15 protein-coding genes are annotated in these 14,822 nt (G+C 37.9%); 5 read left to right on the forward strand and 10 right to left on the reverse strand.

Going from position 1 to position 14,822, the window contains the following annotated elements:
- The first annotated feature begins 1,186 nt into the window (after nucleotides 1–1,186).
- Nucleotides 1,187–1,339: a hypothetical protein gene (locus OLW01_RS11365; RefSeq protein ID WP_268074032.1), complete on the forward strand. Its 153-nt coding sequence runs from the start codon at nucleotides 1,187–1,189 to the stop codon at nucleotides 1,337–1,339.
- On the opposite strand, the gene OLW01_RS11370 is transcribed toward OLW01_RS11365, so the two are convergent.
- Nucleotides 1,316–1,681 (reverse strand): antiterminator Q family protein, encoded by a 366-nt coding sequence (locus OLW01_RS11370; protein ID WP_268074033.1) that lies wholly within the window; start codon nucleotides 1,679–1,681, stop codon nucleotides 1,316–1,318. The genes OLW01_RS11365 and OLW01_RS11370 overlap by 24 nt on opposite strands.
- 11 nt (nucleotides 1,682–1,692) lie before the next feature.
- Nucleotides 1,693–2,235 carry a recombinase family protein gene (locus tag OLW01_RS11375; RefSeq protein WP_268074034.1) on the reverse strand — a complete coding sequence of 181 codons (543 nt, stop codon included), beginning with the start codon at nucleotides 2,233–2,235 and terminating at the stop codon, nucleotides 1,693–1,695.
- Nucleotides 2,236–2,777: 542 nt separating this feature from the next.
- Between OLW01_RS11375 and OLW01_RS11380 the strand changes: the two genes are divergently transcribed.
- The 4 genes from OLW01_RS11380 to OLW01_RS11395 all read left to right on the forward strand — a co-directional run bounded on the left by OLW01_RS11380 (nucleotide 2,778) and on the right by OLW01_RS11395 (nucleotide 5,525).
- Nucleotides 2,778–4,016, forward strand: a complete 1,239-nt coding sequence (locus OLW01_RS11380) for an integrase domain-containing protein (protein WP_268076218.1) — start codon at nucleotides 2,778–2,780, stop codon at nucleotides 4,014–4,016.
- A 268-nt stretch (nucleotides 4,017–4,284) separates the two neighbouring features.
- Nucleotides 4,285–4,533, forward strand: coding sequence for a helix-turn-helix transcriptional regulator (locus OLW01_RS11385; protein ID WP_268074035.1), 249 nt, complete (start codon nucleotides 4,285–4,287; stop codon nucleotides 4,531–4,533).
- Nucleotides 4,534–4,544: 11 nt separating this feature from the next.
- The gene (locus OLW01_RS11390) at nucleotides 4,545–4,961 is read left to right on the forward strand and encodes a hypothetical protein (RefSeq protein ID WP_268074036.1); all 417 of its coding nucleotides are present in this window, start codon (nucleotides 4,545–4,547) and stop codon (nucleotides 4,959–4,961) included.
- 126 nt (nucleotides 4,962–5,087) lie between these two features.
- On the forward strand, nucleotides 5,088–5,525 hold the full coding sequence (locus OLW01_RS11395) for a helix-turn-helix domain-containing protein (RefSeq protein WP_268074037.1): 438 nt from the start codon (nucleotides 5,088–5,090) through the stop codon (nucleotides 5,523–5,525).
- A 200-nt stretch (nucleotides 5,526–5,725) separates the two neighbouring features.
- Here OLW01_RS11395 and OLW01_RS11400 read toward each other — a convergent pair whose 3' ends face one another.
- From OLW01_RS11400 to abiEi, 8 genes are all read right to left on the reverse strand, one after another.
- Nucleotides 5,726–7,165: a GIY-YIG nuclease family protein gene (locus OLW01_RS11400; protein WP_268074038.1), complete on the reverse strand. Its 1,440-nt coding sequence runs from the start codon at nucleotides 7,163–7,165 to the stop codon at nucleotides 5,726–5,728.
- A gap of 2 nt (nucleotides 7,166–7,167) precedes the next feature.
- Nucleotides 7,168–8,640, reverse strand: coding sequence for a KAP family P-loop NTPase fold protein (locus OLW01_RS11405; protein ID WP_268074039.1), 1,473 nt, complete (start codon nucleotides 8,638–8,640; stop codon nucleotides 7,168–7,170).
- A gap of 173 nt (nucleotides 8,641–8,813) precedes the next feature.
- Nucleotides 8,814–9,302: a hypothetical protein gene (locus tag OLW01_RS11410; protein WP_268074040.1), complete on the reverse strand. Its 489-nt coding sequence runs from the start codon at nucleotides 9,300–9,302 to the stop codon at nucleotides 8,814–8,816.
- Entirely contained in the window at nucleotides 9,299–10,000 is a 702-nt protein-coding gene (locus OLW01_RS11415) for a DUF3800 domain-containing protein (RefSeq protein ID WP_268074041.1), read from the reverse strand. Before OLW01_RS11415 ends, OLW01_RS11410 begins: the two co-directional genes overlap by 4 nt.
- Nucleotides 10,001–10,012: 12 nt before the next feature.
- Nucleotides 10,013–11,833 carry a restriction endonuclease subunit S gene (locus OLW01_RS11420; RefSeq protein ID WP_268074042.1) on the reverse strand — a complete coding sequence of 607 codons (1,821 nt, stop codon included), beginning with the start codon at nucleotides 11,831–11,833 and terminating at the stop codon, nucleotides 10,013–10,015.
- Nucleotides 11,833–13,080 carry an N-6 DNA methylase gene (locus OLW01_RS11425; RefSeq protein ID WP_268074043.1) on the reverse strand — a complete coding sequence of 416 codons (1,248 nt, stop codon included), beginning with the start codon at nucleotides 13,078–13,080 and terminating at the stop codon, nucleotides 11,833–11,835. The genes OLW01_RS11420 and OLW01_RS11425 overlap by 1 nt, the downstream gene beginning before the upstream one ends.
- Nucleotides 13,081–13,159: 79 nt before the next feature.
- On the reverse strand, nucleotides 13,160–14,050 hold the full coding sequence (locus OLW01_RS11430) for a nucleotidyl transferase AbiEii/AbiGii toxin family protein (protein WP_268074044.1): 891 nt from the start codon (nucleotides 14,048–14,050) through the stop codon (nucleotides 13,160–13,162).
- A gap of 14 nt (nucleotides 14,051–14,064) precedes the next feature.
- Nucleotides 14,065–14,589 (reverse strand): type IV toxin-antitoxin system AbiEi family antitoxin, encoded by a 525-nt coding sequence (gene abiEi / locus OLW01_RS11435; RefSeq protein ID WP_268074045.1) that lies wholly within the window; start codon nucleotides 14,587–14,589, stop codon nucleotides 14,065–14,067.
- Nucleotides 14,590–14,822 lie beyond the last annotated feature (233 nt).

The raw sequence follows: 14,822 nt of genomic DNA on the forward strand, positions 1-14,822 counted from the left end.
GGCTTTTGTCCCCAGTTGAAAAACCGCTATTTCAAAAACTGGGGACATAATAAAATCATTATAAAACAGAAGCTTAACCTAGGTTGTCCCCAGTGTCCCCAGTGTCCCCAGTAAAAATAAGGGGGTACTGGGTTTTAGCTAAAAATAAACATGAGTTTTCTAGGACAAATTACAACATCAAAACAGCGTACAGGACAGACGGGGCAAGGGATACAGAGTAATAAGCACCCTAATAATAAGTCTGAAAACTCGTAAAAATGCATACTTATTCATAAAAAAAGTTTTTAGTTTTGGCAGTTACACGAATTAAACTAGGGCGGCGGTACTAAGGCTTGAAAGGTATAGGGATTTAATACCCCCCCTAGGCTTATATAAATACAATACAAATAATACCTAACTTACTGATATATAAATATTATTATAACCCCCTCTAGGCTTATATCACTTGGGTTTTTGTGCGAGGCGCTTACCCGTGTATCAATAGGAATAGGGAAGAACCTAGTATATGGGGGTATAGAGTGGTTATACAGTACCAATACTGTATAACCTTGAGTTTATATTTATTCACTAATTATGCATAAATAAACATTTAAACCTTACCTATCTGGTGGTCATGGCTGGTCACAGCCGCTTAACCAACTGATGCTTAGGGAGTGGGTTTTATTAGTTCAAAACTCATATAAATTTATACCCTAATATTAGGGGGTAGCCTGTTTTTGACTGGGGACACTGGGGACACTGGGGACAAACCACGTAAACCATTGAATAATAATAAAAATAATCAAACCAACAGACTGGGACACAGACCCAAGCGACTGGGGACAAAAGCCAATACTGGGGACAAAACGGGCTTTTTTGATTAAATATTGGTCATTTATTAAAAATTACCATGTGTCAAAATCACCACTTTTTTACGAGTTTTGATATAAAACACAGTCCACACACCCTACAATTTAAGCCACCCGCTAAACAAATTTAGCACCAAGGTAGTTAAGCAAAGATTTGCATAAACATTCAGAGGAAAGGGCACGGTTTGAAGAACAGCACCGATTTGTGACAACCATCTAACAAATTGATGGTTATCGTGGATTGGTAAAGGTTTGTGTAAACCGTTTTAGAAAACGGTGCTCACCTTGGATTAGCAAAGATTTGTGCCAACCGTCTAACAAATTGATGGTTATCGTGGATGGGTATAGATTTGTGTGAATATAGACAGAAAGGGCAGCGCTTCAAACGCGATCCTTTAGCTGGTGGGCTATTTGAGTTTGGCAATACCGCATTTGAAATGTGGTATTGCCATCACTTGTCTAGTGGGCTACTTGGCAATGCCAAGGCATAATAAAAAGGCATCAAGCCAGCTTACCGCCTCTTTCAGCATCTTACTGGCCTTTTCACGGCCAACGTTTATTTGTTTGCTTAGTGATTCAAAAGATAAGCCAGCCAGATAATAAAGCTTTATTGTTTGGGCTAATTGCTCGTTTCTTTGTTCAAGTACTGTTACCGCCCGATCAACCGCTAACCCCAGGTCATCGGTTATATAAAAGGTACGTTTTATTTTTCGGGTGGCCGGTTGCGCCATATCGGCAATAGCCCCCATAACAGATGAATAACCGAGGTTATTTTTTGTTTTGCTCCAACTGCCCCAAGCGTCTAAAAGTCTTTCAGTATAAACAAAGCTCATATTCTGCCCCTTTATGTATTAACTACACGTTGAACGGTTGATAATGCACAGCCGCATTGATCCGCTATTTTACGAAGTGATAAACCACCCGCTTTAAGTTCAATAATCTTATCATGTAATTCTTTATTGTTTGGTCGGCCTTTATATTTACCTTTAGATTTAGCTTGCGCTATGCCCTCTAGTTGACGTTCTTTTAACATTGATCGCTCGAACTGGTACACACTGCCCAATAGACTAAGCATCAAATCTTGCATAGGGTTTGATTCCCCAGTAAATGCCAGATTCTCTTTATGAAAATGAATAGCTATACCTTTATCATTAACTGATTTAACAATATTCAATAAATCTTCAAGGTTACGAGCTAGGCGGCTTATATCGTGTACGTGTATTTCATCACCTGAACGCACGTAATCAAGTAATTGCTTTAATGCTGGGCGGTTTGTGTCTTTACCGCTGCATTTATCTTCAAATATTTTATCCAGTGTTAAACCTGCTAATTGACGGTCTGTGTTTTGCTCAACTGTCGAAACCCGAATATAACCAACCTTTGCCATTATGTGCCCCAAAGTGTACCGATTTAAGTCTAAGATGTTGTCATCTTAATGTACCGATAAATAAAAATCAAGTTAAATGAATACGGATAATGTAGGTTTTTGTACTCGTGCTTAGTGTACCGATTTGGGTATAGGTAAAACAGCACACCATAACTAACAACTAAAGTTTGTTTTCACAATGCAAAAAAAGCAGGCACTTAATACCGCATCTGAAATGTGGAATTAAAAATCCGGACGGGAGTTCAGTTCCCCATTGTAGGTTTTTAGAATAAAAAACCCCGTAGGCACACCAAAAGGTACACTAATAACATTATACCCTTAAATAACACAATTAAAACAATTGCATATAAAGCCCGTTTTAATTCCCCCGGCCCACCACCTACACTTCTCACAACATCCAATAAAGACAAAAAAAACCTTAAAAATCAATATAAACAGCACTTAGTCAGCCTTTTAAAGCTTTTTGAGGATTACTGACATCCAGTATTTTATGTAGTACAGTTTGTAGTACCCATTGGGACTACATGAATTGGTACTACATTATGGCGAAAGTAAAACCCCTAACAAACACTCAAATTAAACAAGCGAAGCCACAAGAAAAAGTTATTAAACTTGCCGATGGCGATGGTCTTCAATTGCGCATCCGACCTAACGGTACTAAAACTTGGTTGCTCGATTATATTAATCCAGAAACAAAAAAACGCACCTCAATTAGCTTAGGTTCATATCCAGAGCTTTCCTTATCAGAAGCAAGAGAACTACGAGCGCAAGCTAGAAAGCTGATTCAACAAAAAATAGATCCTAAACGTGCTAGAGAAACTCAAAATAACGAAAAACAACAGAAACTACAAAGCACTTTTGAGTTAGTGGCAATCAAATGGTTTGAAGTAAAAAAGACGACCATCACCAAGGATTATTCGGACGATATATGGAGATCACTAAAACTACATTTGCTGCCTAGCTTAGGTAAAGAACCTATAGATTTTATTACCGCGCAAAAAATGATAGAAACCTTGAAGCCAATCGAAGCCAAAGGTAATCTGGAAACCGTTAAAAGATTGTGCCAGCGTATCAATGAAATTATGACTTACGCGGTAAATACAGGGATTTTAAACCATAATCCAACAGCTGGAATTAAGGCCGCATTTCTAAAACCTAAAACTAAAAATATGGCTTCTATTACACCGGACGATTTACCAAACTTTTTGAAAACGCTTAATAGAGCCAGTATTAAGCAGGTCACCCGCTGCCTGATTGAATGGCAACTACATACAATGGTCCGTCCAGGTGAAGCAGTTAAAGCAAGATGGTCAGAAATTGATTTTGAAAATAAGCTATGGCATATCCCTTCAGAAACAATGAAAAAAAATCGTGCTCATATAGTTCCGCTAACTGAACAAGCTATAGAAATCCTAGAATTTTTAAAACCCATTAGCAGACATAGAGAGTTTTTATTTCCTGCCGATCGAGATCCCAAAAAACATGCCAACGAGCAAACAGCGAATGCGGCCATTAAACGAATGGGTTTTAAAGGTTTACTAGTTGCACATGGCTTGCGTTCTATCGCTAGTACAGCGCTAAATGAACAAGGATTTGATCCAGATGTCATTGAAGCCTGTTTAGCTCACGTTGACAAAAATGAAGTTCGACGGGCTTACAATAGAACAGATTATTTAGATCGCCGACGACCTGTTATGAAGTGGTGGTCTAAATTTATTGAACAATCCGAAAAAGGATTACCTGAAAACAGCTTAGAAGGATTAAAAGTCGTTAATGAATAATAAAAATCGCATTGTCCATTAAATTAATACTCCGTTAATGTGGCGACATAATTATTCAATAGCCGTAACTTATTTCAATCAACTATCTAAAATCCCACTGTTTAATATAATATTTAATTATAACTTATTCTACATTTATTTTTTTTGCCGGAATTTGCTGGAACTTGCTGAAACTTGCCTAATCCATTGTTTTAAAGAGCATTTGCTCATTTTAAAAAGTTGTGTAGATAATAATAGCGAGTCCATTAACCGATATTTGGAGGCTATTATGTCCATTCAAACACCAAACCGTTTTATAAAACAACCTGAAATTTTAGAGCGGTTTAACATTTCTAAATCCACTATGTATAACCGTATTAATTCCGGTCTATTTCCAAAACCTTGCTCACTTGGTGATCGAGCCGTTGCTTGGCTAGAGAGCGATTTAAATACTATTTTCAACGCCATCGTTGCTGGTAAAAGTAATGAAGAACTCAAAAATATAGTTACTGAGCTTCATTCAAGCCGCTCACATTAAGGGGTAAAACAATGACTGACGAACATATCCTTTCTCTTGGTCAACTAATTCAATTAGAATCAAATACAAATACTAAACATCCAACAAAACTTGAAAATTGTTTATTCGAATTGATCAAGCGTGGTAACGCAGGATTATTTGAGCTAGAAGCATTTAACACTTATGGTGAAACTTGCTTACACAGCACGATTAGCACTTTACATAACAGGTACGGATTAAATTTTATTCGAGATAAACACCACCACATGAGAGGCAATCAAGTTTTAGTAATATTCACTCGATATAAATTAATTGGAGATGCAAGAATTGAGGGGATTAAACTATTGATACAGCTAGCCAAAAGAAGAGGAAAACAATTACAACTCGAATATCAAAAACAAATTGAAATTTATTTGAAGAAACGGGAAATATTTCAAGATGATATATAAACAAAAAACGCTGCCCAGAAAATAGAAAGCCGCTTTAAATTTAGTTCAAAGCGGCCTGATTAAATCATGCTGGTGGAACAAGTTTGCCGACCTAACCCACCAGTATTCAAAAAGTAGCATATCATTATGAGCAAGAAAAATAAAAAACCACATCAGGTTAACTATTATTCACTAATAAATGGTGGTGTAGCAGTACTGCCAAACGCTGTTTTAGAAAACTATCGGTATTTAAAATTAACGCCTTGCGCAAAGGTATTGCTAAATTATCTTGCTGCGCAGTACCGTGGTTACAACAATGGGGATCTTTGCGCCACTTTATCTATATTGCGTAAAAAAGGGTTTAATAGCCAAGATACCATCACCCGTTCGATCAAAATGCTTGAAGAGCAAGAGCTCATCGTTCGTACCAAACAAGGTGGCAAACATTACCGGACCGGCCAGAACCTACCTAATTTATACGCCATTGCTTGGCAACCCATTGATGAGTGCGGAGGCAAGCTTGATGTAATGCCTACAATCAAACCTCATATCAACTTCTTAGCTGAATATAAAAATGTTGCTTGAACCGCTTGTCGGACGCTGGCTACACCGATGAACGGACGCTGGCGAATAAATTTCAATCAATTTAGTAAAGCCACACACCGATAATCGGTCAGCTATAGAGTGATAAAATGCCGACCAGAATCCGATAGTCGGACAGCTTTAATTATTACCATACAATCACATAATCCAAAAGCCTGCTAGCTGTTACTAGAAATCAATATTTAAGTATAGTGGTGGATATAATCATCAATCTTTTTCAGTAGCTCTGTTAAACTCGAAATGTCCAGCTTTTTGTCAAAGCGTTTAATTTCAGCTAGTAACGATAACCGAATTATCTTAAACGGTTTAATTGATTTCGCATTTCGGCCAGAAAACCTTCTGGAATTTTTAAAAGTCACCATGAGCCAACCATCCATCAACCTGAGATTATTGGCTTCATTTTCAAATTTTGCGGTTAATGAATTCAATATTTTTTCATAATCCGCTCGTTCAAACCGGTCAGCTGTATATGAAAAATCTTGATCGCTAGTGACTTCTTTATCTTCCCTATAAGCAGAAGTATTAAAATGTGACTTTTGATTGTCAGCTGGCTTATCGCTGTTTGCTCTGGCGCCAGAGTCATTTTCTTTTGGGGTATGAGCAAACTTTTCAGCTATACCGCCGGTGTGTTGTTTATAACGATAACCATCTTGCTCAGGTAACTTTTTCTGTTTAACACTTGTATCTGAATATGTTGAACTTTTCTCGCTTGAACCATATCGGTTATGTGTCTCTGACTGATCTTCTATCACGCTATCTTTACTTATAGTTTCATCAATATTGCAGATAATATTATCATTCAAGCTCTGTGAATAGCTTACTTCGTAAGGCGTAACTTCATTGACATAATATCTGCTTTTTTGACCATCCGGCGTGCTATTGTAACCATAGCGATAAGTTTGATATTTTTCGATGTACAAAGCTTCCAGTTCGTCTAATTCTTCGACATCACAACTTTTAATTAAATGGTATGTAAAAAAACGTTCAGCCCTGTCGTTCCAGTCCTTTTGCATTTGAGTATTATGATGCTTATTGCTTTTTAGCTCGTAAAAATGCTTTCTAACCCGCCCTCCAACATCAACTGATTGACCTATGTAAGTTGCAAACTCCTTTGAGTAAATACAATAAATTCCGCATACCCCGCGATTATCTTTGATAAATTTATCGAGCGACTTAGTTGCAAAAGCTTTATTGGTGATAGGGTGTTTTGCTTTATTATTGGCAGGTTTTAAAACTGGTGTTAAAGTTTTGGTTTGCCTAATAGGAGTTTTAGCTGAACGGGACGATTGTTGTGCCTTTGGTATCTCAATGGGGTTTATAGAGAGTTTAACTTCAACCTTTAGGTAAGGAAAAACACCTTCAACTTTATGAATAACACCATAAACAGTTTCACCTGTTGCTTCTTGACATGTGACCCAATCAATAGCTTCATCCGGTAAAAAGCCAATTAAAACCCGTCCAGAATTAGTTTTGATGTTTTTTAACAAACCATCGGTTTGATTTTCTACGATATAAACTCGAGTGCCTTTTTTGTACTTGGCTTTCAGGGTTTCAGTTTGAATTAGTTCTTTACTATAGCACCAGTCTATTCCGTCAATAGCAGCTTTAATTTCAATATCCATGACTAATCGATATGCCCCGCCAATAGCACTAACTTTCTATAGTCGTCCCAAAGCCAAATTTTGTAGTTATTCGGCTGATTATTAACCCCATCAAAAATTTTTTGAACTGAACGTTGTATTTCAGTGAGCACGGTTGCTGGATTGCTTTCAACTTTAAACCGGCAATATCCTAATTCTTCACAAATATCATCCAACTCATTACGTAAATCTCTAGTATGATAAACAGATACTTCATGGATGAACTGAATAATTTTAAAGAGATGTACGTTTTCATATCTATTCTCAACAATGGGGTTTTTCAATTTCATTGATTGCTCATAAATATTTGTCAGCTCGGTACTGTAAGTTTCAGCTTTATCATTAGTTCGGCTATAAAACTGAGGGATGGCTAGGTCATGTTCAATAATCGCTAACACCAAAGCGAAAGCATTCACAAGTGAATTTTTGTCTTTTGAGGGTTTATAAATATATCGCAAGCACGCATTGAGTTTTGCGATTATCTGGTCAGTATCACGTACACTCAAACCATAAGCCTCAAAACACCAAGTTAAAAATTTCACTAAGTCTTCTTTCTTAAAGTGATAGTTGAGCCCTGGGTAGAGTTTGACTGCCGTATTACTCAAATCGATTTCGATATGCTTAGTATTCAAATAATTTAGTATATCCGGTTCTGACAATTCCGCGGTGCGATTAAAAAAGCGTTTTAAATAAGTGGCAGAATCAAAGTCATTACCATACACGGCTCTAATGGATGTTTGTAATTGTTTGGTATCCGTTGCTACCACAAAAACAAAATTTGGCGTTGTGAAGAAATGCTTAATCACTTCAAGCATTTCTATCGCATAGCTGGGGCGGCAGCGATCAAGTTCATCCACCAGCACCATAACAGGGATACAGTTGTCATGAGAGCCTTCGGACAAAGATTTAGCCAATCTGGAAAGTGACTTTCTAATTTCAATTATCGCTGTAACTTGCTCTTCATGTCCTGATTTTACTTGGTTAAGAAAGCCTTCTGGCTCACTTTCAAACAAAATTTTCGCGACTTCCCTGCCTGTGCCAGCATCGTCCATTAACTCTTTAGTGATATAACCAGCACCGCCGACTACTGCCGCTTTTATAGCCTTGCCCAAGTAATGTTTAAGCATGTCTAAATCCCCCCCACTGACCTCGAGAAAACTTTTCACTTGAGTCAATAATTCACTCGCCACAACAGTTAGTGGTACTTGCGAAAAGTCACTTTCCCAAGCATCGATATATATGGTTGGGTGCTTTCGATTAACAAGCTCAGTGTACAAACGACGTAAAAACTCAGTTTTACCTGTTCCCCAAGCGCCATTTAAATTCAGTACAAAACCGTCATGCTCACCGGTAATATAATCTGCTAAAAACTTGCCATACTCTCCACGGTTCAATTTACAATTTTCAAATGTGTATTCGCTTAACCATGACGCATATTTGCTTTTATTATTACCCATAATTGTTCTTTTTTAGCCTTTTACATTCATTTATAAATAAAGAAAAACTTGATAAATCGGTAATTCGACCGTATGATCACATTATCTCATCTACCAGCGTTTACGTATAAGTGTAGAAGGAGTTACGGTTCCGCCTTCTTCGGAAGGCGAGACTAGCTTTCCCCTCCCCCTATTCAGCATTTATTCCTTTCCCAACGCTTGTTGTACTTTTTACGTTGGTGCTCATATTCAATATAAAAAGCAGTCCAGGGTAAAATAAAATCTTTTCTGTCATCGAGTACAACTAAATAGCCCTCAGCTTCAAACCAAATATGGATTCGTTGGCTACTACCGCGCTTTTCTGACCATACTTTGAGAGAAGGGTCAGTACTATTGTCAATAATTGGCTTTGGCCAGCAGATCCGCTCACAGCGGCGCATATCTGGTGTTCTTTCTGCTTCATTACTGCCTTCGCTCATCATATGCCAAAACGTTGCTGACTTGCCATCATACTCAGGGTGCCTTTTTAGCCCTAATCGCTTACCTCTATAAACAGGTTTAGTCAAAACAAAGTCTTTTTCAAAGCAATCATATATAAAATCAAAAAAGGCATTCCAGTCACCGTTAAAATCTTCTAATAAAATGAGATCTGGCAACCACTCTGGGAGTATATTAGCTGTCATGCTCTTGGCTCCCAAATTAACAAATTAAACTTGGTTTCCATTTGTAAGGTATTTTTTAACAGCGCATATCCGCTACGTTTTCGAATACGCTCAATAATGGCATTTTTGGCGGTGCTTTCGCTTAAGCCTCGGTGGAGGTATGACAAAGCGCCAATTAATAAATCTGCCAGCTGTAATTGCTCTGCTTCGTCTGAATGAACTTGTTGAATGCGCTCGACCATTTTCCGTGAATAATCGTAAGCGTTATTACAAAGTACATCATGTAACGTACTTATTTTTTCTGCGCCAAGTGTGTCCTTAATATCAATATAAACACGGTATTTTGATTGTGGTTTAAAAATCGCTTTTAACATTACAAAGTACATTTTGTAATACCAATCATCATGGCTTTGACCAAACTTACCATGTTCTAAAATATTTTTATCTGGCGCAACTACGCCTCTAAAATGTAGATCATCGTCATCAAAAAAATAGTCTATCACATCTAAATAAAACGCCAGTTTACTGGGGCTAACCTTAGTCCACTTAATCTCAAATTGTTTTGATAAGCCGTGTTTTTGTTTAATCTCACGAATGCGCTCAGCAACCTCTCGTCGCTTATCTGTAGCACACCATACTGCGCCCAGCACCATCGCTTTTTGTTTGTCATTTTCTAAGTGGCAAGACTCATCACAATAAACGTTATATGTTTGGCTCATAATGTCTCCTACTTACAATGCCTGTTCGACTATGGCGTCGGTTAAGTGAAGTTTAGTGGTTTGTGCGTCGGTTAAACGGGCTTTGAGTTGGTCACACAAGGCCATCAGCTCATCGACTTTAGCGACAATGCGGTGTTGTTCGGGTAGTGGTGGTAATTGTGTAACCTTCTTTTTTAAATCTCCTAGCAGCAGGTTATTAATAGCACTACCACCGGATTTTTTAAGCAAGTTAGGTGTTTCAGATTGTAGGAACAAAGCTATAAACTCATTATGAACATAGGTCTTTGCAACTTTGATTACAGCAACACTTTTTTGAAATGTTGTTTGTCTAGTAAATTGATTGTCTTCAACTAAAGCCATTTTGCCAACTGTAGCTCCAGTGTTAACCATACAAATATCCCCGCATTCAAGGTTCGTTCTTTGGTGTACTTCAGCAAACTCAGATGGCACTATTTGACGACCATGCTCATATACTAATTTACCATTTTGTATATCCTTGGCGGACAAAAAATAAAAACCTGAGTTATCAAGGTTGTTGCAGTCACCATGCTTACCGTCGGTAATTAATAAAGTAATATCTTGCAGTCTGCTCCAATCCCACCCACTCGGCAGTTCAAACGGTTTTTCTTCATCTGTTATTGCGGGTAGTGGCTTTTGCTTTTTAATTTTTTTATCTTTGATCAGTTGGGCTTTTTCTTTGGCGATTTTTTCGAGTAGTACGCTTGCGGGTTCGTCGCTTGGGTTTTGTGGGACGAGTTTGCCCATTACGGCGAGTTGTAAGATGGTTTGTTTTAGTTGTTCGATGCTCTGTTCGGTGGTGAACAGAATGTCGAAGTGCTCAGCAATACGCTGCCAGCTGGCTTGGAAGGAATTTGCTCCTGCAATTCCTTCATTTCCACCATCCATGGCGGTCAAATCACCAGCATCTTTACTGTCGGTTAAGGCTTTTAGTAATTCTTCAACCAAGGTTTGGTGTGCAGTTAAGCTTTGTTCGGTTTGTTGTTCTAACTGATCACACAATGCCATCAGTTCGTCGACTTTAGCGACGATTCGCTCCTGCTCTGCTATCGGGGCTAAAGCAACTGGAATAGACTCCCACCTTCCTTTGTTTATGATAGCTATAGTTGTACTTGAAGAAAGCTCCCAGGCTAAATTTTGAAAATATGCTGTTGATGTAACTTTATGTAAATATTTAATAATATTTACATAAGGGGTTATAGAATTAATTTGCTGGTTAAAAGCACAATCACGATCGATGTACGAGCATTTTCCTATGGTACCTATACAAACCATTAATAATGAATTCGCAGGGGCAATACGCCCTAAAGATTTTGCCCCAAGAAGTGAAAGCCCTTCATTTTTGTAACAAACCTTTCCTTCCAAAATATCACCTGGCTTTATAAATGGAACGTCACTTCCAAAAAGCTCAGGTTTATTCTTACTGGGGGTCCCTCCTGTTTGTGTATTGCCTAATTCACCTAATCTGACCCACTCCCAACCTTCAGATATTTCAAACGGCTTTTCATCCTCACTAATCTCTGGCAGTACTTTAGGCTTTTTGATTTTTTTATCTTTAATCAACTGCGCTTTTTCAGCACCTATACGCTCTAATAATACTGAGGCGGGTTCATCATTTGGATCTTGTGGCACTAACTTGCCACGCACTGCGAGCTCTAAAATAAGTTCACGCAGTTTTTTAATACCGTGAAGTGAAAACTTTTTAGATGAGCCGCGACCTGATGACGATTTTTGCTCGATGGCTATCGTCCAAATATCAAGGTGCTCGGTGATTAACTGATCAGCGTTTGTGTTTGATGTTTTAGTACCAGTCATTACTTGCCCTCAGTAGCTTTTGAAAGGGCTTCTGACAATATGCCTTTAAGCTGGTCACGTAGTGCTTGTATATCGGCTTGCTGCTTGGTGTAGTCGGCTAATAACTCTTGCGGGTCGTGGCTGATTACCTCCCCTACATGGGGGTTTTTAATGTCTAGGTTGTAATTACGGGCAATAATATCATCGATTGATACCTTCCACGCTTGCTCGGTCTCTGTACGGCTGGCAAAACCGTCTGCCTCATTGCCCCACCATTCAAGCTCCGTTTTAAATTCTTCAAACTTCATAGGTTTGGTTTTGTTGTAGTTTTTAACGCCTGCTGGGTAGGGGTGCTCGTAAAACCACACGTCTTTTGTTGGCGTGCCTTTAGTAAAAAACAGAATATTGGTTTTAATGCCGGTATACGGGTTAAACACACCATTGGGTAAGCGTACTATAGTATGTAAGTTACATTCCTCTACCAATAGCTTTTTAATTTTGGTTTTTACGCCTTCACCAAATAAAGTGCCGTCGGGCAATACAACTGCGGCGCGACCTTTCGTGTTGAGCACTTCTATAATGAGCTGTAAGAACAAATCGGCTGTTTCGCGAGTTTGCATGTCGCTTGGGAAGTTTTTTTCTATGCCGTCTTCTTCGGTGCCACCAAATGGTGGGTTGGTGATGATGACATCTACTTGGTCATCCCAGCTTGAAAGCGGTTTATTTAGGGTATTGCCGTGCTTAACTTGTACCGGTACCTCAATACCATGAAGCATCATATTAGTCGTACACAGTAAGTGCGGGAGTTGCTTTTTTTCTACACCGTGTATTTGCTTTTGCAGTATTTGGTAGTCGTCGCCCGATTTAACATAGTTTGCTTTTTCAGTGAAATAATTTTCAATGCTATTAAATTCAACACTGTAAAAATCTAACTCGACTAATTCACTATCAGTAAGTTGATTAGCTTTATATTTCAATTGGTTGTACATCCACATCGCTTGTTCGCCATAAAAAGATTTAAATTGCATATCCGAACTTTCTGCTCGATACGCAATCATCCAATCTTGCAGCTTTGGCCAAGCTAATCTTGGATGCTCAACTACTGAATTAAAATTATCATATTGATTTTCTACAGCTCCCAAGCTTTCAAATTCATTGCACTTATGTATAAGGAAATGGCAATGCGTGCAAACTTTGGTCGTACCAACATCAAAAAATGAAATGTAACCATCAGAAAAATGTTCACTCCAAATATCATTAATACTCATTATTCGACAGTATGTATGTTTCGCCTGGCAATTGGGGCAAGCTATGTTGTAAGGTTTTGATAATAGCATTTTGATTTAGCTAAAACCCCATATCAAACTTATTTCTTGATGCGTTATCACGCAGAAGAGCGGAAGCTATCTCATTTACCTCTGCTTGCACATAAGCCCAATACTCAGGGTTATCTAAAGTTCTTTCTTTAATTTTCTGAGGGATAAATCGGCTCATTTCCATATTAAAATCATCTTTTACTTCCGTATTTTGCATCAATTTATTTAGTTGAGTGCTTAATGCTTGACGAAAATCATCCAATGGTTTGTTTCTGGCGGCTAGTTTTTTTTCAACTAGCTCTCTTGATAAACTCATTCCGCGCTGTTTAATCCAAACAATATCCCAAATATCTCTGGGTTTAATTCGTCTTGAACGATAGGCTAATGCGATTAATTTATCTGCTAGAATCTCTTGTAGCGATTGTACTGGAACAAGTATGCCTTCTGTTGGCACCACAATATTATAGTGATTAAGCAATGGCCGTTTTTCAATATCAAAAGAAGGGATAGCACAAACATCTATATGCATTTTTTGCCTAGGTAAATCAGGCCGGTTAGCTTCTTTTTCAATACTTATTTTCCACGATGCAGTATTACCTTGATTATCTTCAGCTGGTTTGTTAACCCAAACATCGGTCTCATATTTTTTTTGAATGTACTTTTGGATTTCAATTTCTAAACCATCAAAATCAGACGGTTTAAAATCATGTCCACCATTAAAGTCAAGGTCTTCGGAAAGTCTGGCGCTGTTGTAACACATTCTTAATGAAGTACCGCCAATAAAGCTCAAGGTCTGCATTGCACCTTGTTTAATAAGTACATTCATAATGTCATGATGCAGTATTTCTTTTTCTATTACTGGAGTAATCGCGGCATATTCTGGATTAGCTTGGATTATTTGGCGTATTTGTTGTTTTAACATCTCACTTCCTTGTATTAAAGGTTCAGCATATGCAAATTGCGGTTACAATGTTTAAGGTCTTCTATCGCTTGTTTTGTTGTTGCTCGATACATTTTAATATCGGGATCAAAATATAAATTAGGGGCAATTTGTTCAATGGTTTTTTTAGTATGAGTAAATTCAATCAATCCATATGGTGTTGCAAACGTACCACTTCGTCCCTTGGTGATAACAGTCAATCTATCCATCACCACTTGTGAAATATCACCGGTATGACTTAACTGACTCTCCAAACTAATATAATTAAGAACATTGCTACGTAATTTAGTGATTATTTTATAAATAGCGCTCTCAGGCTCTGGTGGTGTAAGTGTGCTTTCATATAGTCCTTTCGCAACTCTTCTAAATTTTTCTTTTTTAACACCATCAGCCAACAATTTTAAAAATGCTGTATTGCAAGGTTCCCCGAGCATAAATGCCAACTCTGACGCAGTATGAATACCGCCACCTGTTTTAACTGAGCTAGCAAAAACGGAGAGAAGTTTGTCAGTTTTTGTCATGTTAGGTCTACAGTAAACAACCAATAAGGTTATTTATTGTAGACCTCTCCATAGATAATAGCAAAGTAAGTATACAAAAAATTACCTAATAAGTATTATTTTGTAGACCTTTATAAAACAGTGATGACGATCAATAGAGATAAAAGATTGAAGAAACTAATTTTAATTAAAGCATATACCAACAAAGTTAAGCAGCATTAAACGGCAACTAGTTGTTTGATACACCTTTAACT

Source organism: Catenovulum adriaticum (genome assembly GCF_026725475.1).
In the GTDB taxonomy this organism is placed as follows: Bacteria; Pseudomonadota; Gammaproteobacteria; order Enterobacterales; family Alteromonadaceae; genus Catenovulum; species Catenovulum adriaticum.

Excerpts from the sequence above, each read along its gene's own strand:
- OLW01_RS11365 (WP_268074032.1), top strand. The coding sequence starts at position 1,187 with ATGGGTATAGATTTGTGTGAATATAGACAGAAAGGGCAGCGCTTCAAA.
- OLW01_RS11370 (WP_268074033.1), bottom strand. The coding sequence starts at position 1,681 with ATGAGCTTTGTTTATACTGAAAGACTTTTAGACGCTTGGGGCAGTTGG.
- OLW01_RS11375 (WP_268074034.1), bottom strand. The coding sequence starts at position 2,235 with ATGGCAAAGGTTGGTTATATTCGGGTTTCGACAGTTGAGCAAAACACA.
- OLW01_RS11380 (WP_268076218.1), top strand. The coding sequence starts at position 2,778 with ATGGCGAAAGTAAAACCCCTAACAAACACTCAAATTAAACAAGCGAAG.
- OLW01_RS11385 (WP_268074035.1), top strand. The coding sequence starts at position 4,285 with ATGTCCATTCAAACACCAAACCGTTTTATAAAACAACCTGAAATTTTA.
- OLW01_RS11390 (WP_268074036.1), top strand. The coding sequence starts at position 4,545 with ATGACTGACGAACATATCCTTTCTCTTGGTCAACTAATTCAATTAGAA.
- OLW01_RS11395 (WP_268074037.1), top strand. The coding sequence starts at position 5,088 with ATGAGCAAGAAAAATAAAAAACCACATCAGGTTAACTATTATTCACTA.
- OLW01_RS11400 (WP_268074038.1), bottom strand. The coding sequence starts at position 7,165 with ATGGATATTGAAATTAAAGCTGCTATTGACGGAATAGACTGGTGCTAT.
- OLW01_RS11405 (WP_268074039.1), bottom strand. The coding sequence starts at position 8,640 with ATGGGTAATAATAAAAGCAAATATGCGTCATGGTTAAGCGAATACACA.
- OLW01_RS11410 (WP_268074040.1), bottom strand. The coding sequence starts at position 9,302 with ATGACAGCTAATATACTCCCAGAGTGGTTGCCAGATCTCATTTTATTA.
- OLW01_RS11415 (WP_268074041.1), bottom strand. The coding sequence starts at position 10,000 with ATGAGCCAAACATATAACGTTTATTGTGATGAGTCTTGCCACTTAGAA.
- OLW01_RS11420 (WP_268074042.1), bottom strand. The coding sequence starts at position 11,833 with ATGACTGGTACTAAAACATCAAACACAAACGCTGATCAGTTAATCACC.
- OLW01_RS11425 (WP_268074043.1), bottom strand. The coding sequence starts at position 13,080 with ATGAGTATTAATGATATTTGGAGTGAACATTTTTCTGATGGTTACATT.
- OLW01_RS11430 (WP_268074044.1), bottom strand. The coding sequence starts at position 14,050 with ATGTTAAAACAACAAATACGCCAAATAATCCAAGCTAATCCAGAATAT.
- abiEi (WP_268074045.1), bottom strand. The coding sequence starts at position 14,589 with ATGACAAAAACTGACAAACTTCTCTCCGTTTTTGCTAGCTCAGTTAAA.